Genomic DNA, 18692 nt, shown 5'->3' with positions numbered 1-18692 from the left:
ATCGGGGATGGAGGAAATGCAAGCGAGCATATCGTTCATAATACCTTGTTTTTAGTTTGATATTTATTTGATGCCGCAAAGTTATACATGACCCCATAACCCGCTTTGTTATTTTGAAACTAATCTGACATTTTTATGTGATTCGCTGATTCAAGTGATTCACTTATTCAGGGAGAATCACCTGAATCGGAAAGGCACACAAAGAAAAGAAAGAAATAAAAGAAATTATTTTTATTTCAATTCGTTGAAAAACCAATAAATTTCTTTCTTTTCTTTTTTTTCTTCGTGCAAACACCACACAAGTTTATGCGTTGACTTTGTATCGCTGTTTCACTTGTATCGCTTGTATCGGGGTGAAACAACCGATACAAACCGATACAAACGCTCGTAAGGGCACACTAAGAAAAAAAGGAAATGAAAGAAATTATTTTTGTTTTAATTCTTAAAAAACTAATCGATTTCTTTCTTTTCTTTTTTTTCGTGTGATTTTCCGTATCGGAATAGTTCAAAGAAATGCAAACATCATGCAGAATTCTTCGTTTTCAGCCAAACACACGATTGATTTCCCGCCAAACACACGATTGATTTTCGGCCAAACACACGATTGATTTCCCGCCAAACACACGAATGGACAAATTTACTCATTATATCACAGGTCATTATGAAAAATAGATATAAACCACATATTGCCTATCGGCTGCTTGAAAGATTAGTCAAGATAAGACCCCATTTTTAAGAGATAAAGTTATCGGATGGGCACACGAAGAAAAGAAAGAAAAGAAATTATTTTTGTTTTATTTCTTAAAAAACTAATCGATTTCTTTCTTTTCTTTTTTTTCTTAGTGTGATTTTCCGTATCGGAATAGTTCAAAGAAATGCAAACATCATGCAGAATTCTTTTTACAATTTAATGCTGTTATTCTTGCAGATATGAAAATTTAATTCTATTTTTGCGAAATAATTGCAACAAGAGAGTGACAATTAACCATTCCTTCTCACATCGGTCAGCGACCGGCAGGGAGGGTGACAACATACTAAAAGGCGTTTATCCAAACGCTGTCTTCTTTCGTCTGAAACCTAGGAAATTTCAAAATTGCGAGAAGATAGTGCAGAAGGAAGCGTCCAGGGCTGGTTATATCTGCCCCTTTGGCGAGCCGCAGTGATGCGACTTGCCTATCGGGGGTATTACATATAAACCTAACGTGGGCTGACCGACTGCTTATCCTCGCAAGCAGGCAGTTCCTAGGGCCTCAGACGGAGGGATAGCAGGATAGAGCATCCCACGTCTTTTTTTATCGACTAACTTAATGCCTAATACGGGAAGCTACAGGCACACCAACAGGAGCAGATGCCCTTACACTCACTTCTATATCATTTCAATTGGTGGGACGATTTTATCAATCGCTGGCTACATGGGGAAGATCCGGAACGAGATTATCTCCCGGAGCCGTGGTGGGGATGGAGTCCTAAGACCGGACATCCACTCTACAGCGTATGTATCAATATCTCGCCAGGAGATGGTGGAGCCGCACAGCAACGCGAGATAATGACAGCTGTGCTTGGTGCCAAACCATACAGTGAGGCAATGCGAGACGGTACATTATCTTTTCACCTTGGTACAACTCATGGGTGGCACTGTTCACAGAGAGCCGATGTTATCGGTTCATATCTTCCGGAATATCCTGTTTTCCTCAACAACCACATAAATCATCATCTTTCGATAGAGCTTTGCCCGATGCATCAAAACGATATGAATCTGAAAGAATATGTGGACAAAACCAAAGAGGAATCTGACGAACACATTATAAAATTTGCAGCATCTGCGGCAAGGCGTGTTATGGGCGTGCTTAAAAACACTGTGATTGTTCGCTGTGCTGCGAGTCGTTTCATCGATGCCACTGAAAGATATGGCTACCATCCGTCACCCCAAGAGGGAGCTAACATAAAATCACCTTATGCCATACCCATAAGATTTGATGATGACGTCCTTCAAGACATAGACTTTGTGTGCATGGCAGGGGCTCGCAACAAACTGCCGAGGAAAATGCTCAAAAAACTGATTGAATCAAAATATAATTTATTAACTAAAAAAAGCAACAACGTATGAAAAAAACGTTTACTAAACTCTTGACCATATTGACGATGCTCATGTGGTCAATTAGCGCATCAGCCTTTGATTTCAGCAAAGACGGCTTCTACTTTTATATAGAGAATTCCTTTGTCAATATATTTGCGATGTATGAGGATGATCCACCATACTGGGTTAGGGGGGTTACTATAGGAGAGGCCAGTGCTTCTATGGCAGGAGATGTTGAGATACCAATAGGAGTTACTATACCTGCTGTCTCATTCCTATACGAGGAGGAACCCGGGGTAGTTATCGGCATTTTAGGATGGGGGGTTGATGGTGACAGTTTTTCCAAGAACGAAAACATTACCTCGGTTAGAATTCGTACGGAACATCCATTCTTCATCGGGGATAAGGCCTTTAGTAAATGCAGCAACATGAAAGCATTGATAATAGACGCATGGGATATGATAAAAATTGGGAAAAACGTGGTTGACGAAGGAACTGTTACACTTTATGTGCAAGATTTTTTGGTGGAGGATTATAAGCAGAATGAAAATTGCAAAGTATTTGCCGCAATCAAATCTATACGGGAATATAATTCCGGTATAGACGACATTGCAGCTGACGATGCTGGCAGCCCGAACGACATCTACACGCTGCAGGGCGTATGCATCAAGCGCAACGCTACGCAGGAGGATATCGACGCCCTCCCCGCAGGTCTCTACATCATCGGCGGCAAGAAGGTGCTTGTAAAATAAGCACAAGGTCTGACCTCCAGTTAGCAATCATCTCATCAACGGGTCATGCTCATATCACTTTGGGCTATGACCCGTTTTTTCCTGACTTCGTCACTTAAAAACCCACTCCAAACGGCACTCCGTACTACCATTAGATTTAGATTTGAAAGAATAGCATTTAATGTGCTATTATACATACTAATTGCGAATGCTTGATAAAATGAGTTTTGCCCCTAACGCGGTTAGAATACCGAGATAGGGGCAAAACTCATTTTTTGAAAATCAAGATAATATTGTGCTTATTGCCACCGGTTCATCTACCTCATGGATGGTAGATAATTTAATAGAAAATCAGGGAGGTCTTCATAATCGTATAACTGAAAGCATATATTTGTCTCCGTTTACCCTTGGGGAAACGGAGGAATATCTTTCCAGAAAAAAATTTCCCAAAGACAGGTATCAAACGCTGCAATTTTACATGCTGACTGGAGGTGTCCCATATTATCTGAGTTTACTTGAATCCCGTGAAAGCGTTGCTCAAAATATTGACCGACTATGTTTTGATCCCAAGGGAAAACTCAGAATGGAATTTGATGAATTATATAACGCTTTATTCACCAATGCCCAATCGTATATTGCAGTTGTCAAACTTCTGTCAGAGCATAAATCCGGATTAACCAGAAAGGAAATTGCGGAAAAACTCAAAATGTCCGGAGGTTCTATGTCCGGCATACTCAAGAATCTTGAACGCAGTGATTTTATTGCGAAACGGTCGCAGTTCGGCAATAAAAAACGTGGTGGTATTTACCGACTTGTAGATTTCTACTCGCTATTCTATTATCGTTTTATCGAATCGGACGCAGCCTTGGATAAAAATTGGTGGAGTCATAACATGTCATCGCAATCTATTATATCTTGGATGGGATTGACTTTTGAATTGATTTGCCTGGAACATCATCAACAAATCAAAAACGCCCTTGGTATAGGCGGAATGGCAACATCTGTTTCCACTTGGCGACATAATGCTGATAAAGAGAGTGGCAAGCAGGGAGGACAAGTTGACATGGTAATTGAACGCGCCGACAGAATCATTCATTTATTTGAAATAAAGTTCAGCACAAAAAAATATACAATCACAAAAGATTACGAAAAGAAGGTGCGAGAACGACTCTGGCTATTTCAAGAGGTTACGAAGACCACAAAAGCGGTTGTACAAACATTTATCACGACATACGGACTTTCTAACCCAACATCATGGAGTATTGTACATGGAGAATTGACCATGGATGATTTATTCAATGATTAATCAGTGACGTATGTTTAGTCAATCATGGTTAAGGCATATCAAGAGTCGATTGTTCCCATTAGACAAACGAAGAAATACTACGATACAAATTGAATACTTCCGTTGGCATGACATCAAGGGTAAACCAATAAGCCGCCGCAGAAGCCATGTGATCCAGTCGAACAGCCCCCTGCCGACGGTGGCGGAACTTAGTCAGTATTATAAGACCCCATTTTTAAGAGATAAAGTTATCGGATGGGCACACTAAGAAAAAAAGGAAAGAAAAGAAATTATTTTTGTTTTATTTCTTAAAAAACTAATCGATTTCTTTCTTTTCTTTTTTTTCTTAGTGCAAAACTTCACACAGTACTCCCTTTTTTGTTTGTCAAATATCTCTTTTTTCGCTAATTTTGCCGACATGGAAATGATTTTCAATCCCGACATATTCTATTCTGTCATTACGGCTATGGCGATACTTGCTGTAATCGTATTCTTCGCCCTCCAACGTATCGAGGCGGCTTACGGCATGACGTATTCAAAAAAATGGGGTCCCTCTCTCAACAACCGCACCGGTTGGGTCATCATGGAGACCCCGGCTTTCGCTGCCATGACTTTGATCTGGTGGATAAGTCCTCGTGCTACCGAAACGATCCCCTGCGTGATGGCGGCTCTATTCCTACTACACTATTTCCAACGATCATTCATCTTCCCTCTCCTCATGAGAGGGAGGAGCCGGATGCCTCTCGCAATCATAGTGATGGGGATAATATTCAACACTATAAACGCATACCTCATCGGCGGATGGCTTTTCTTTGTCGCCCCCGACGACTATTATTCCCCACAATGGCTCACCTCCCCACGATTCATCATCGGGACAATCATCTTCCTCACCGGTATGGCAATCAACATGCACTCCGACCACGTGATACGCAATCTCCGCAAGCCGGGCGACAACCGCCACTACATACCGAGAAAAGGGATGTACCGCTTTGTCACTGCCGGCAATTATTTCGGCGAGTTTACGGAATGGGTCGGCTTCGCAATACTCACGTGGTCGCTCCCCGGACTCGTATTCGCGTTATGGACCTTCGCCAACCTCGCGCCCAGGGCACGATCTCTCCACAAGAGATATACCGCAGAATTCGGACAGGAGTTCACCTCCCTTCGTCTGAAATATATACTCCCGTTTATCTATTGATGGTTTATGGTTGATAGTTTATGGTTGATGGTTGATGGTTTATAGTTTATAGTTTATGGTTTATAAGATATAGAATGATGGATATTTTTACACCCGGACATATTGGACCCGTGACCCTCCGAAACCGCACGATTCGCTCAGCCGCTTTTGAGGGCATGGGCAAGGATAACAATCCTACCCCCATGCTCCGTGATTATCATCTCAGCGTGGCGAAAGGGGGCGTCGGGATGACCACTCTTGCGTATGCCGGGATATGCCGCTCCGCGCTATCATTCAAGACTCAGCTATGGCTGCGTCCGGAGATCGTCACGCCGCTGCGTGAGATCACCGACGGAATACACAGCCACGGTGCTAAGGCGTCGATACAGATAGGACATTGCGGCAACATGACCCACCGCTCTACAGCCGGTGCCACACCCGTAGGTGCCTCATCCGGTTTCAACCTCTACTCCCCAACCATTGTGAGGGGACTGCGAAAGGATGAGCTGAAGGATATGGCACGCTGTTTCGGCGATGCCGTGCGCACCGCACGCGATGCCGGATTCGACTGCGTGGAGGTGCATGCCGGGCATGGATACCTCATCTCACAGTTCCTCTCCCCCTACACCAACCGTCGGAAGGATGAATACGGCGGCACTCTTCGCCAACGGATGCGGTTCATGCAGGAGTGTATGGAGGAGGTCATGAAGGCTGCCGGATCCGACATGGGGGTGATAGTCAAGACGAACATGCGCGACGGCTTTAAAAGGGGGCTGGAGATTGATGAATGTATTGAAGTGGCAAGAGAATTACAGAATCTCGGTGCGCACGCCCTCGTGCTCTCCGGCGGTTTTGTCAGCAAGGCTCCAATGTACGTCATGCGTGGGGAGATGCCGATATACTCCATGACCCACTATATGCCGCAGTTGTGGCTGAAATATGGAGTAAGGCTCTTCGGAAAGTACATGATTCCGAAAGCACCGTTCCGGGAACTCTTCTTCCTTGAGGATGCCAAGCTATTCCGCAAAGAGCTCTCTATGCCGCTGATCTACGTGGGGGGCGTTGTGAGCCGTGAAGGTGCCGACAAGGTGATGGATGAAGGGTTTGACTTCATACAGATGGGGCGCGCTCTACTTAATGAGCCGGATTTCGTCAACAGAATGAAGCAGGAGGGGAACCACCGTTGCGGATGCGACCACGTGAACTACTGCATCGCCCGTATGTATTCCAAGGAGATGGCATGCCATAAACATCTTGACAATCTCCCTCCAGCCATATTGAAGGAGATTGCCGACATAAGACGACGCGATGGGGAGAAGGATTGACATTTCGGGAAGTTGCGCCATTGTGACCGGGGCAGCCGGCGGCATAGGGCTACAATTTGCCCGTGAGCTTGCGAAACGCAAATGCTCCCTGATGCTGCTTGACATCAATGCGGAGAAACTCGAAGAGACTGCCGAGATGCTGACCCGCCACTTCGGGGTGACGGTGCATCATCTCGCCATTGACCTGACTCTCCCCGATGCCGTGGAACGGATCGAGGCGGCTTGCTCCGAGTTCGGAATCGAGCCTGACATTCTGATAAACAATGCCGGCATATTCGCTTTCCGACCCGTGACCGACATTGACGAGAGAAAGATAGAAGCCTTCATCTCCCTGCACGTGGCGGCTGTCACGTCGTTATCCCGTTGGTTTGCGATACGCCGCAAGCCGTCAGGAAGCGGTTGGATTCTCAACATGTCGTCCATGTCTTGCTGGATGCCGATGCCCGGACTCGCAATGTATGCCGCCACCAAGGCATATATACGCGTATTCTCTCGCTCACTGCATTATGAGATGAAGGACTACGGCGTCGGGGTGACGGTGGCTTGTCCCGGTGGCATATCGACCGACCTTTTCGGATTGCCCGAAAATCTGAAACGCCTTGCGGTGAATATCAAGGTGCTCGACACGCCGGAGAATTTCGTGCGGAATGCCGTTGACCGCATGTTGAGAGGGAAGAAACAATATATCAACGGATGGATCAACCGTCTCTCAATCCTCTTTGTCGGCATGATGCCGACTTCGGTGAGGATGATGGTGAAGCACCGTCTGCTTGACAAAGGTATCATAAGATGAAAGCAATTGTGACAGGCGCGACAGGCGCGATAGGCATGGAGATAGCCCGTGCTCTTGCAGAGAAGGGACATGACCTTATCCTCGCCTGCCGATCGGAGAAGAGAGGTGACGACGTGGGGAGGATGATTGAGATGCACTACGGGATAGTGCCCGAGATTGTCAGTCTTGACCTCTCCGACCCGGAATCGGTGCGGCGTGCCGCCGAAAGAATCGCCCGGTGTAATCCCGACATACTCATCAACAATGCCGGGGTGATGAATCCACGTTTCAGGATTGACGATAATGGCGTCGAGGACACTCTCAACGTGAATTACCACAACACCCGCCTGCTATCCGAGCTGCTACTCCCTGCCATAAACCCCGGAGGATGTATCGTATTCACCACATCGGCGACCCGCTACTGGTATCCTCTCCAGAAGCTTTCGGAGAATATATCATCCGAAGAGTTTGGCAGGCTGAAGACCTACGCCCTCTCCAAGAAACTGATAACCCGTTTCGCCGCCTCGCTTGCCGACGATCCGTCGGTAAAGGGGAGACATATTCGGGTGAATTGCACAGATCCGGGAATAGTCGACACCCCGATGCTCTCGATGGGACGATGGTTTGACCCTCTTACCGACATCTTTTTCCGCCCGTTCTGCCTGAAGCCCGCCACTGCTGCACGCACTGCCATAAAGGCTGCCGAATCCGATCTCTCCGGATATATATTCCTTTCCCCTTGCGGGAAATTGTCTAACCGTAAATAATTTAAGTTTCGCAAGTTAGCAAACTTGCTTCACTTAAATGGTTTAAGGTTTAAAGTTTATGGTTTATTATCATTACGTTTTGTATAATGAAAAGATTCATAGATTGCCGTGAATCTTAAACCTTAAACAATAAACTGTAAACCACTGAAGTGCAGCTTGCGAAACTTCAGTAAATAATTATAATGGACTTAAAGACTGACAGACGTAAAACCGACAGACTTTATACCGTTTGCGACAATGTCGCTGCAAGCATAACCTTCCTTGTGGCTCTGACCGCGTATTGGCTCACCGCCGACCATTCCGCCTCTTATTGGGATTGTCCGGAATATGCCACGTGTGCCTCGATGCTGGAGATAGGTCATCCACCGGGTAACCCGATCTGGATGCTGGCTATGAAATTCGCCACCATCCCATTCCCGAAAGATATGCACCCGCTCATAATAAGCCTTTCCAGCGGGCTATTCATGGCTCTTGCCTCATTCCTGCTTGCTAAGATTATCTTCTTCGCAGTCAGCATGACGGCATTCCGATATGCCCGCCGCAAAATATCCGACTCAAAAGTATCAGGAAAACACCTGTCTGACCGACGGATAATCCCCTTCGTGGCGGCTACGGCTGCTATCGGTGGCGGTCTCTGTTTCGCACTATGCGACTCGGCATGGTTCTCTGCCGTGGAGTCGGAGGTGTATGCCATGTCTACCTTCATCACCGCCCTGATGGTGTGGCTAATGACAAGATGGTATGCCGCAGATTCCGCCGCACGCGAATACCGCATACTCATACTGATAGCCTATCTGACGGGGTTGTCGCTCGGAGTGCATCAGCTCAACCTCCTCTGCATCCCCGCCCTTGCGCTGATATACTCATTCAAGAGGTCAGGCAATAGGTCTGGCACAAATCCGGACGATGGATCGGGGGCAAACCATACTTTTCTTAAAGGGTTGATTGCGATATTGGCATCATTCGTCATCATCATACTGATTCTCATCGGGATGATGAACGGCGTGCTCACATGGGCTGCCGACTTCGAGCTATTTGCGGTCAACAGGCTCGGTCTCCCCTATTTCTCCGGCACGATAGCCTATCTCGTGGTGCTCACCGCTACGTTCCTCGCGGCGGTGCTGACTCCGGGAAGATTGCCTAAACATCTTTCCCTCCCCTTTATCCTCCTCTTCGTCTGGCTATCGGGGATATTCGTATTCAAGAACAGTCTGCCCCTCGCCTTCCTCCTTTCGCTTGCTGCCACCTGCATCGCGGCTCTCCCCCGGATATGGAATCCGGTGAAAGTGACCATCCCGCTATGGATGACTGCCGTCGTGATTCTCGGATACTCCTCTTTCGCACTTATTCTGATAAGGGGACACGCCGCACCTCCGATGAACGAGGCTCCACCCACCGATATATTCTCCCTCGCCTCATATATTTCACGCGACCAATACGGCTCAAAGCCCCTTTTCTACGGAGCCACACCATTCAGTCGTCCCATGCTGGAGGAGTCATTCCCCGGACCAGACAGCGTGCCGGCATATTCCCGATATGTGCTGAAGAGGGGTAAGCCTAAATTCGTGCCGCTATATGATTCCCCACGTTTCAGCTACAGAAGCAGGATGCTCTCCCATGAAGATTCCGCCGAGAACGCAAGGATAGCCGACGAGTGCCGACGCGGATATATACTCTCCGACTATACCTTCTCAAGAGTGACCACCCCGGAACTCGATATGTGGCTTCCAAGAATCACGGGTAACTCTTCATCTTATCTGGAGAGTTATCAGTCGTGGGTGGGTATGACAAAACAGAACATGACTGCCGTGGAGGTGTCGGAGACTTTCGACCCCGACGGTATGCCCGCAGGTAGACTTAACAGCGACGGCAAACGGGTGAAAGGGGTATCCTACCGCCCGACATATCTTCAGAATCTTAGTTTCTTCCTCTCCTATCAGGTAGGCTACATGTATTTCCGTTATCTTCTGTGGAATTTCATGGGGCGACAGAACGACATACCATCAACCGGGGAGATTGACCATGGCAATTTCATTACGGGAATACCTGCCTTAGATAATCTCATGCTCGGCGACCAAAGCCTTATGCCTTCCGATGCATCCTCCGATAATCCAGGTAGGAACGTATATTTCGGCATACCGCTGATATTGGGAATAATCGGTATAATATTCCTGCTGCGTTCCGGAAAAACGGGCAAGCGTATATGCTCTGTGGTGTTGCTGCTGTTTCTGCTTACAGGTATGGCGATTGTGGTCTATCTCAACCAGACTCCCGGCGAGCCGCGCGAACGCGACTATTCATTTATAGGCTCCTACATGGCATTCGCTATATGGATAGCCTTCGGAATGGCTGCCTTGGCTTTATGGCTATACCGCACGGCGCAACGCAGGCATATCAGGCAATGGGTGGCGACTGCCGCGACTACCGTAATAACGCTACTCCCTCCGGCGTTTATGGGCTACGTGAATTTCGACGACCATGACCGATCAGGAAGAAGCGAGCCCTACGACTTCGCCTCAAATATCCTTCTTAATGAGCAGCCGTCAATCATATTCACCCATGGCGACAATTTCACATTCCCTCTATGGTTTGCCCAGGAGGTGATGGAGACCGGAGTGCAACACACCGTGATCGACGCCTCCTATTTCGCTATGCCTGACTACGTGGTCAATCTCATGAAGCAGGGGAAGAGGGGTATCAGACTCACCGCACACCCCTCCGACATCCTATACGGTGCATATAACTACACGCGCATAGCTGCCGATGCCGACACCGTGCCGATTCCGGCTATCGACGCACTGAAAGAGATGTATGCCGACCGGAGCGGTGAACCGACCATACTCCACCGATTCGTGACTCTCCCCGGAAAGACACGCGACGAGGTGATGACTATCGACATGCGCCGTCTTGCCAACGGCTCATCATTGCTACCCTTCAAGAAACTGATGCTTCTTGACCTGATAGCCACCAACCTGTCGGAGAAATCCCCACGGAGGATATGTTTCCTATCATCCATGCCTACGGAATTTTATCATGAGTTCGAAAGTGCCACACGACGGATGCCTTATATGCTGGTGTATGACCCGGATGCCTCCGACTCAACATATCTGCCTACGCTCCGGAAAGCGGCTGCAATTCCTATAGAGAGGGATTACGGGGAGAAGACGGTATATTCCGACCCGGTGATAGCCGACCAACGCCGTCGGCAGAGGGGTGAGCTTATCATTGCCGCTCGCAACATGATTGAGGCTGGCGACACCACAGGTGGAATACGGCTGGCTATTGACGCCGAGAGACTGCACCCGTATTCGGAAATATCTCCGGCTTCGTTCACTGTCGCCGACACCACATTCCATGAAGGTATGGAGTTTGCCGAACTGATGTTGTCGTGTGCCCGTATGCTTGAAGACCCCTCCTACGCAGAGACAGCCTCCCGACTCATCGACAGGATGCTTGCCGAGGCATACCAATGGAGGAAGTTCTATGCATCGTTACCGAAGGTACGGAGGCACACCGTATCCAACTCCAGTCGTCGTCTGATATCAATAATTCCACGTCTGGAGGAATTAGAGAAGAAATCACTGAATATCAACAAATCATTAAATAAATAATCATGAAACCTATCTTTATCATCGGATATATGGGATGTGGAAAGACCACATTCGGCAAGGCTCTCTCTGCCGCCACGGGAATCCCCTTCATTGATCTTGACTTCTACATCGAGCAGCGTTATCACGCCACGATAAGGGAACTTTTCGACCGCTATGGTGAGGAGGGCTTCCGCAAGATTGAGCGCGAGATGCTTCATGAGGTGGCTGATTTCAACGACACGATAATATCCTGCGGCGGTGGCACACCCTGTTTCTTCGACAACATGGAGCACATGAACCTCCACGGCACCACCCTATGGCTACGCGCTGACAATGAAACCCTTTTCTCCCGTCTGATAAGGAAAAGGGAGAAACGCCCTCTCATAGCCGGACGTACTGATGAGGAGATCCGTGAGATTATTGCCACTCAGCTTGAAAAAAGGGAGCCTTTCTATTCCATGGCGGGAATAATCTGGAAAGGCGACTCGCTTGAAGACAAAAGGCAAATCAACGAAAACATATCCAAATTTATTGAAGAGCATCCTTTTTAGTTTAGAATTTAGAATCTAAAATTTAGAATTTAAAATTTAAGAAACGACTGGAGTGGAGCTTGCGAAATTACAGTTGTTTAAAAATATCATCGGTCTATTGTGAGAATTAAATCATTTTACTAATTTTGTGTATGGCTAAGTAATCGCCGGCGACTCTTTGCCGCACCATGCTTCTGCCTGACGCCACGACATTGACGTCGTCCGGCTGATTCCCCTATTCTAAATCATTTTATTCTCCTGGCAATGACTGAGCAAGACACCAATAACACCGTTGAGCTGGAACCACAGCCCAAGACCATAATTCAAGAGAACGCTCATAAGTCGATGACTATAGGGCTCGTAGGCAATTACGCCGACACCGACGAGACACGTTTCCTCCTTACTCCGGAAGGCTCCGGATTGCTGACTTCCTCCGACATCAGGATACTGATGGAGAAGGGTGCAGCAACCGACATCAGTTTCCCGGATTCCGCCTATCGGGAATTTGGTGTGGAGATCGTTTCGCGTGAGGAGGCTCTACAGGCTGACATCGTGCTGTCGTATCAACCCCTACACACCAAGGACGTCAAGAAGATGAAGAAGGGTGCGACGCTACTGACCATGATGGGGTCTGCCCTTTTTGAAGCTCCGGTAATAAAGGCTCTTCTCGAACGCCATATCACCACCGGATGCCTCGACCAGATGCTCAGCTATAATGATGAGCCGGTGTTTGCTAACGTAATCGATGAGATCGACGGGCGCGGGGCAATAATATACGCACAGGAATTCCTATCATACGTGGGGGGTGGCAAAGGGGTGCTCCTTGCAGGAGTGGCAGGTATAAATCCGTGTGAGATACTCATCATCGGCGATGGCAACATTGCATACGCTGCCGCAAAGGCGGCTATGGCTGCCGGAGCATACGTCACTCTGATGAACAACGACATCTCTGCTCTCCAGGTGGCGAAAGAATGTTGCGGCGATATGCTCAACACTATCGCCATTCATCCGAAGGTGCTGTATAATAAGGTGAAGAGTGCCGACGTGATTCTAATCGGGCAATGCACACGTCCGTTTGAGTTCCCCAAGAACCTGTCGGTGGCTCTGAAGGATTCTGTATACGTGCTCAATTTCGATGAGACCCACCCGTCAATCTCCGTGCCACGCACCGTAGCTATGGCTCTATCAAATATTCTGGTCAACTTCTTTGGCGATGCCCTAATAAAGGGGGGATTCGAGAATATGATTGCCACGACTCCGGGTGTGCAGTGCGGAATCATCACTTACCACGGCAAGCTGGTCGACAAACTCGTCGCTTCTTGTATCAACATGACTTCGGTTGATATAAAGGTGATGATCGCTGCCACAAACTGAATAATACCCATTTCATAAAAAAATCCGGGACAAGTATGTTGTCTCGGATTTTTTAGGATTAAGCAATTTAGTGAATAGAACGCTGATACATATTCTGTCTGCCAACCGCTGGGGTGGGGTCGAGAGATATTCTCTTGATATCTGCCGGCATTTCATCCGATGCGGCTGGAAGGTGTATGCCGTCACGAGGGATGCGAAGGCGGTGGATTCCTTCTTTGAGAAAGAGGGGGTGGCTCTTCTGCACACCCCTATCGGGAATATGTTTAATTTCCACCCGGTGAGACTTATTGCCAACACCCTGAAGAAATGTGAGAAGGATAGTGTTGTCATTCATGCCCACGGCTTCAGGAATGCGTTCACCGCGCTTCTCGCCCGTAAGATTGCCGGAAGAAAGGACGTGAAGGTGGTAGCCACCCGGCATAAGGTGAAAAAGGGTATCGACTCCTGGCTGTTCAGAAGGATTTACCGCAATCTCGACGCAATTATATGCGTGTCGCAACTGGCTGCCGACCGTTTCCTATCAACATGGCACGACAAACCGTTGCCTTTCCCGAAAGAGAAGGTGACGGTGTTGCACAATAGTCTTCTATCCGCTCCCGATACCCTCCCTGTAAAGACTGAGAAGGGTCCGATATGCGCCATGTTTCATGGTCCGCTGATACCGGGAAAAGGACTCGAGACGCTCATCGACGCGGTGGCAATACTAAAGGGGTCGAGGCTACGGCTGAAGATTGTGGGGAGCGGAACGCCTGACTATGTAGACAAACTGCGCCGTCGCGCTATCACAAGAGGCGTAATGGACATGATCGACTGGTATAAGCAGACGCCCGAACCCATGGAGCTGATTGCCAAGTCTGACTTCGGGGTATTACCCTCGCATACGGAAGAGGCTTTCGGATTGGCAAACATCGAATATATGGCTTGCGGACGTCCGCAGGTATGCTCTTCCAACGGTGCGCAACCGGAATACATAACCGACGGCAGGGAGGGATTCCTGACAACACCCGGAAGTGCGCTCCAACTCGCCAATGCCATGCGTAAGCTGGCTACCGATCCTGAATTGCGCCAACGTATGGGTGAACGCGCTTTCAATACTTTCCGCACCAACCTCGCCTGGCGCGCCTTCATCCAAAAGCTCGAAGAAATTTACCGGAACCCATAAAGTGCGATGTGCTTTAGGGGCTTCAGTGTGCATCCAGCCAATTGTCGGCTACTCCGAACGAGGCGGTCAGCGCAACCTGTCCCGAATAGGCTCCCTCCATACCTTCTACAACTATCTTCTGAAGCACCGGAAGTTCCTCCGGGACCACGTCGAAATTCAATTCGTCATGCACCTGCATGATCATCCTTGACTTCAATCCGGCTACCTTCATCTTATCCGCAATATCCACCATCGCCACCTTTATCACGTCGGCTGCACATCCCTGAATCGGGGCATTCACGGCATTCCGCTCGGCATAACCCCTCACCACCGGGTTCTTACTGTTGATATCCGGCAAACGGCGTTTACGCCCCATCTTCGTGGCGACGTAGCCTTTCTCCCGCGCAAGCTCTATCGACTCCTGCATATAGCGTTTGATTGTAGGAAACATCTCAAAATAATTATCTATCAACGTCTTTGCGTCAGCACGTGGGATATTCAGACGTGACGACAGACCGAATGCCGAAATCCCGTATAATATACCGAAATTCGCAGTCTTGGCATGGCGTCGCTCATCCGGACTCACCTCATCCCGCTCCTTATGATAGATCTTGGCTGCCGTGATGGCATGTATGTCGTCGCCATGACGGAAAGCGTTGAGCATTGTCTCGTCATTCGCGAAATCCGCCACAAGACGCAGCTCTATCTGGGAATAGTCTGCCGAAAGGAAGAGATGACCATCATCCGCGATAAACGCACGGCGGATCTCCCTGCCCTCCTCCTCCCTCACGGGTATGTTCTGAAGATTAGGCGATGAGGATGATATGCGACCCGTGGCTGTCACAGTCTGATTGTAGACAGTATGCACCTTACCCGTCGACGGGTTTATCGCCGCCGGAAGGGCGGTGAGATACGTGGTCAGCAATTTCTTGAGCTGACGGTATTCCAAGATCTTACCGACTATCGGATTCTTCGACGCCACTTTCTCAAGGATCTCCTCACTCGTGGAATACTGACCCGTCTTTGTCTTCTTCGCCTTTGGATCAAGTCCCAGCTTCTCAAAAAGTATCTCCCCCACTTTCGCCGGAGAGCTGACGTTAAACGTCTCACCTGCAAGTGAGTGGATATCCGATTCAAGCACTCCAAGACGCGCCTCAAGATTGGACGCGGCTTCGTTGAGTGCATCCACGTCTATCCTCACTCCCGTAATCTCCATCTCGGCAAGGACTGCGGCAAGTGGAAGCTCCACCTTCTCAAGAAGATGCGTCATCCCCTCCTTCTCAACCTCCTTGCGCATACGTCCGGCAAGACGCATCGACAAAGCTGCCTGTTCACACGCCCAATGGGCAATCTCCTCCTGGGTGAATGCCGGTTTCTTAGCACCACGACGCGCCGACAACACCGGCTCCGGCAGCACCTCGCAACCGAGATATATCGGGGCAAGCGTGTCTATGGAATGGCGCATCTCCGGCTGAAGAAGGTAATGGGCAAGCGACACGTCATAATAGTTTCTTATCCCGGCATCACCGTCATTCCTCAATCTGTAGGCAAGGACGTAATCACGCTTCGACTGACCCGTGACCTTCTCAATATCCTCACGCGAAAGCACGTCAAGCACTCCCGCAATGCCATTCCTACACTCTATCGGGAAATAGACACCCTCTGTGTCGGAGAGTGCGACTGCCACGCCCTTCACCTGCGCCGTCATGTCGTTCTCACCCTCGGCAACCATGCAGATGCCGCATCTTTGAAGTACGGAGATCTTTGAAAGAATACTCTCCGCCTCCTTCCCATCGGTTATCAATTTCCAATCGACGGGCAGACATTCCGTCTGTTCCTCCTCCGGCAATGCCGTCTGATCCTCATCCGCGAAATCAAACAGTGATGCCGGGAAACCGCCGGATGACGATGCTGTGGCTGCGGGCATCGGCTTCTCCGAGGCTATGCGTTTCGACACACGGTCACGAAGAGTCTTGAACTCCAACTCCTTGAATATTGCAAACAGCTTATCCTTATCCTCCGGTTTCCTGACAAGTTCCTCCGGCTCCTCCGCTATAGGCACGTCAGTGCGGATCGTGGCAAGGAAATATGAATCGCGGATCTGCTGCGCGTTCTCCTCCACTTTCCTCTTCAACGCACCCTTCAGTTCTCCTGTGCGGTTCAGAAGTTGCTCCACACTGCCGAAATCCTGAATCAGCTTGACTGCCGTCTTCTCACCCACACCCGGACAGCCCGGTATGTTGTCTATCTTGTCACCCATCAGGGCAAGGAGGTCGATCACCTGCGACGTATTCGAGAGACCGTAACGTTCGCACACCTCCTTCTCCCCACGTAGCTCGAAATCCTGACCACGGTAGGCTGGCTTATATTGGATCACGTTAGGACTGACAAGCTGTCCGAAATCCTTGTCAGGAGTCATCATATACGTGGTGAATCCCTCCTTCTCCGCACGCTTTGCCATGGTGCCGATCACGTCGTCAGCCTCGAATCCCTCCACCTCAAGGATCGGTATGTTGTATGCCTTTATTATCTCCTTTATTATAGGTATCGACCATCGGATATCCTCCGGAGTGGCTTCCCTACCCGCCTTATAGCTGGCATCCGCCTCGCTGCGGAAGGTGGGTCCCTTCGGGTCAAAGCACACCGCGATATGAGTGGGAGATTCCTTACGGAGAATCTCCTCAAGCGTATTGACGAATCCAAAGATTGCAGACGTATTGGTGCCGCTCTGAGTCAGACGCGGCATTTTTATCAACGCGTAATAGGCGCGAAATATCAGCGCATACGCGTCCAAAAGGAACAAGCGTTTTTCATCCATTTCGATAAATTTTCCGCTAATTTAGCAAATTAATCCTTATTGAGTGCCGTTGTTAGAGAGATTTTATTAATTTTGCAATTGATTAGCATGACCGCGCTAATGTCCGCGGCATACTTTTTTCTTATGGATCAGCTAAATTTAATTCAGAATCGCCTCAAAAAAGAATTGGGAGAGATGAACTCCATTATACATCAATCGTTGTACACACCCAACGAATTGATGAATCAAGTGGTAACCAATTATCTCACTGTCAAAGGGAAACAGATACGTCCTATAATGGTGATCCTCAGTGCCGCATTGTTCGGCAACGTCAACGAACATGTGCTTCACGCCGGCGCCGCCCTTGAAATGCTTCACAACGCTTCGCTGATTCATGATGATGTGGTCGACGAGACTTCCCTGCGTCGCGGACGCCAGACCATCAATTCCATCTGGGGAAATCATCTCGCCGTGCTTGTCGGCGATTATTTCGTATCAAATGCCCTATCGGCAGGCATACGCACCGGTAATCTTGAGATTATCGCCGCTCTCTCCGACCTCGGCAAAGAGTTGTCGCTTGGGGAAATCGACCAGATATGCAATGCCCGCGACCATCACTTCGACGAGCCGAGCTACATATCCATGATCAGAAAAAAGACCGCTTCCCTATTCATGAACTGCGCAAAAATGGGAGCGGAGGCTGCCGGAGCATCTGCCGAGGAATATGCTCCACTCGTGAGTTATGCCGAGCTCCTCGGGCTATGTTTCCAGATAAAGGATGACATATTCGACTATTTCGATGATCCCGCAATCGGTAAACCCACCGGCAATGACCTGCGCGAAGGGAAAGTGACGCTCCCTCTTCTTTATGCCCTCGCCAATGCCCCCCAACAACAGGCGCAGGAGATGAAGGAGCTGCTGAAACGCGGCAATCTCAACGACTCGGAGATCGCTATCCTAATTGACTTCGCTAAGGCAAACGGAGGTATAGAATACGCCTACTTCCGTATGGCGGAGATGCAGCAGGAAGCCGAGAGGTATCTCGACAATTATCCGGAATCAGAATGGAAGGAATCCTTCCGCGACCTCTTCAGTTTCATAATATCCCGACAGAAATAAGCACACT

General features: G+C 48.8%; 13 protein-coding genes. 12 read left to right on the top strand and 1 reads right to left on the bottom strand.

Translation table 11 applies throughout. The annotated features are described in order from the left end of the window. Nucleotides 1-1348: 1348 nt before the first annotated feature. From E5331_RS14745 to E5331_RS14695, 11 genes are all read left to right on the top strand, one after another. Nucleotides 1349-2107 carry an MBT domain-containing protein gene (locus E5331_RS14745; protein ID WP_135985587.1) on the top strand — a complete coding sequence of 253 codons (759 nt, stop codon included), beginning with the start codon at nucleotides 1349-1351 and terminating at the stop codon, nucleotides 2105-2107. Continuing rightward, nucleotides 2104-2829 (top strand): hypothetical protein, encoded by a 726-nt coding sequence (locus tag E5331_RS14740; RefSeq protein ID WP_123480909.1) that lies wholly within the window; start codon nucleotides 2104-2106, stop codon nucleotides 2827-2829. Before E5331_RS14745 ends, E5331_RS14740 begins: the two co-directional genes overlap by 4 nt. A gap of 307 nt (nucleotides 2830-3136) precedes the next feature. Beyond that, the gene (locus tag E5331_RS14735; protein WP_135985585.1) at nucleotides 3137-4114 is read left to right on the top strand and encodes an AAA family ATPase; all 978 of its coding nucleotides are present in this window, start codon (nucleotides 3137-3139) and stop codon (nucleotides 4112-4114) included. Nucleotides 4115-4511: 397 nt separating this feature from the next. Then, nucleotides 4512-5291 (top strand): DUF1295 domain-containing protein, encoded by a 780-nt coding sequence (locus tag E5331_RS14730; RefSeq protein WP_338033526.1) that lies wholly within the window; start codon nucleotides 4512-4514, stop codon nucleotides 5289-5291. A gap of 74 nt (nucleotides 5292-5365) precedes the next feature. After that, nucleotides 5366-6595: an NADH:flavin oxidoreductase gene (locus E5331_RS14725; protein ID WP_135985584.1), complete on the top strand. Its 1230-nt coding sequence runs from the start codon at nucleotides 5366-5368 to the stop codon at nucleotides 6593-6595. Continuing rightward, nucleotides 6579-7388 carry an SDR family NAD(P)-dependent oxidoreductase gene (locus E5331_RS14720; RefSeq protein WP_136013278.1) on the top strand — a complete coding sequence of 270 codons (810 nt, stop codon included), beginning with the start codon at nucleotides 6579-6581 and terminating at the stop codon, nucleotides 7386-7388. The genes E5331_RS14725 and E5331_RS14720 overlap by 17 nt, the downstream gene beginning before the upstream one ends. Further along, nucleotides 7385-8134 (top strand): SDR family NAD(P)-dependent oxidoreductase, encoded by a 750-nt coding sequence (locus tag E5331_RS14715; protein ID WP_135985580.1) that lies wholly within the window; start codon nucleotides 7385-7387, stop codon nucleotides 8132-8134. The genes E5331_RS14720 and E5331_RS14715 overlap by 4 nt, the downstream gene beginning before the upstream one ends. 182 nt (nucleotides 8135-8316) lie before the next feature. After that, nucleotides 8317-11745, top strand: coding sequence for a glycosyltransferase family 117 protein (locus tag E5331_RS14710; protein WP_123480915.1), 3429 nt, complete (start codon nucleotides 8317-8319; stop codon nucleotides 11743-11745). Nucleotides 11746-11747: 2 nt separating this feature from the next. Beyond that, nucleotides 11748-12275, top strand: coding sequence for a shikimate kinase (locus tag E5331_RS14705; protein WP_123480916.1), 528 nt, complete (start codon nucleotides 11748-11750; stop codon nucleotides 12273-12275). A 243-nt stretch (nucleotides 12276-12518) separates the two neighbouring features. Further along, a complete protein-coding gene (locus E5331_RS14700) occupies nucleotides 12519-13628 on the top strand; it encodes a Rossmann-fold NAD(P)-binding domain-containing protein (RefSeq protein ID WP_123480917.1) in 1110 nt (369 codons plus the stop codon). A 70-nt stretch (nucleotides 13629-13698) separates the two neighbouring features. After that, nucleotides 13699-14790, top strand: a complete 1092-nt coding sequence (locus E5331_RS14695) for a glycosyltransferase family 4 protein (protein WP_123480918.1) — start codon at nucleotides 13699-13701, stop codon at nucleotides 14788-14790. A gap of 22 nt (nucleotides 14791-14812) precedes the next feature. On the opposite strand, the gene polA is transcribed toward E5331_RS14695, so the two are convergent. Continuing rightward, a complete protein-coding gene (gene polA / locus E5331_RS14690; RefSeq protein ID WP_123480919.1) occupies nucleotides 14813-17587 on the bottom strand; it encodes a DNA polymerase I in 2775 nt (924 codons plus the stop codon). A 174-nt stretch (nucleotides 17588-17761) separates the two neighbouring features. On the opposite strand from polA, the gene E5331_RS14685 reads away from it, so the two are divergent. Next, on the top strand, nucleotides 17762-18685 hold the full coding sequence (locus tag E5331_RS14685; RefSeq protein WP_168355252.1) for a polyprenyl synthetase family protein: 924 nt from the start codon (nucleotides 17762-17764) through the stop codon (nucleotides 18683-18685). Nucleotides 18686-18692: the final 7 nt, after the last annotated feature.

Origin of the sequence: Lepagella muris, from assembly GCF_004793975.1 — a bacterium.
GTDB lineage: Bacteria > Bacteroidota > Bacteroidia > Bacteroidales > Muribaculaceae > Lepagella > Lepagella muris.
This window is presented reverse-complemented; position numbering and strand designations above follow the sequence as displayed.

Bases quoted from the DNA above. Each gene is read 5' to 3' on its own strand.
- E5331_RS14700 (WP_123480917.1), top strand. From the start codon at position 12,519: ATGACTGAGCAAGACACCAATAACACCGTTGAGCTGGAACCACAGCCC.
- E5331_RS14740 (WP_123480909.1), top strand. From the start codon at position 2,104: ATGAAAAAAACGTTTACTAAACTCTTGACCATATTGACGATGCTCATG.
- E5331_RS14685 (WP_168355252.1), top strand. From the start codon at position 17,762: ATGAACTCCATTATACATCAATCGTTGTACACACCCAACGAATTGATG.
- E5331_RS14735 (WP_135985585.1), top strand. From the start codon at position 3,137: ATGGTAGATAATTTAATAGAAAATCAGGGAGGTCTTCATAATCGTATA.
- polA (WP_123480919.1), bottom strand. From the start codon at position 17,587: ATGGATGAAAAACGCTTGTTCCTTTTGGACGCGTATGCGCTGATATTT.
- E5331_RS14705 (WP_123480916.1), top strand. From the start codon at position 11,748: ATGAAACCTATCTTTATCATCGGATATATGGGATGTGGAAAGACCACA.
- E5331_RS14715 (WP_135985580.1), top strand. From the start codon at position 7,385: ATGAAAGCAATTGTGACAGGCGCGACAGGCGCGATAGGCATGGAGATA.
- E5331_RS14730 (WP_338033526.1), top strand. From the start codon at position 4,512: ATGGAAATGATTTTCAATCCCGACATATTCTATTCTGTCATTACGGCT.
- E5331_RS14710 (WP_123480915.1), top strand. From the start codon at position 8,317: ATGGACTTAAAGACTGACAGACGTAAAACCGACAGACTTTATACCGTT.
- E5331_RS14720 (WP_136013278.1), top strand. From the start codon at position 6,579: ATGGGGAGAAGGATTGACATTTCGGGAAGTTGCGCCATTGTGACCGGG.
- E5331_RS14745 (WP_135985587.1), top strand. From the start codon at position 1,349: ATGCCCTTACACTCACTTCTATATCATTTCAATTGGTGGGACGATTTT.
- E5331_RS14725 (WP_135985584.1), top strand. From the start codon at position 5,366: ATGATGGATATTTTTACACCCGGACATATTGGACCCGTGACCCTCCGA.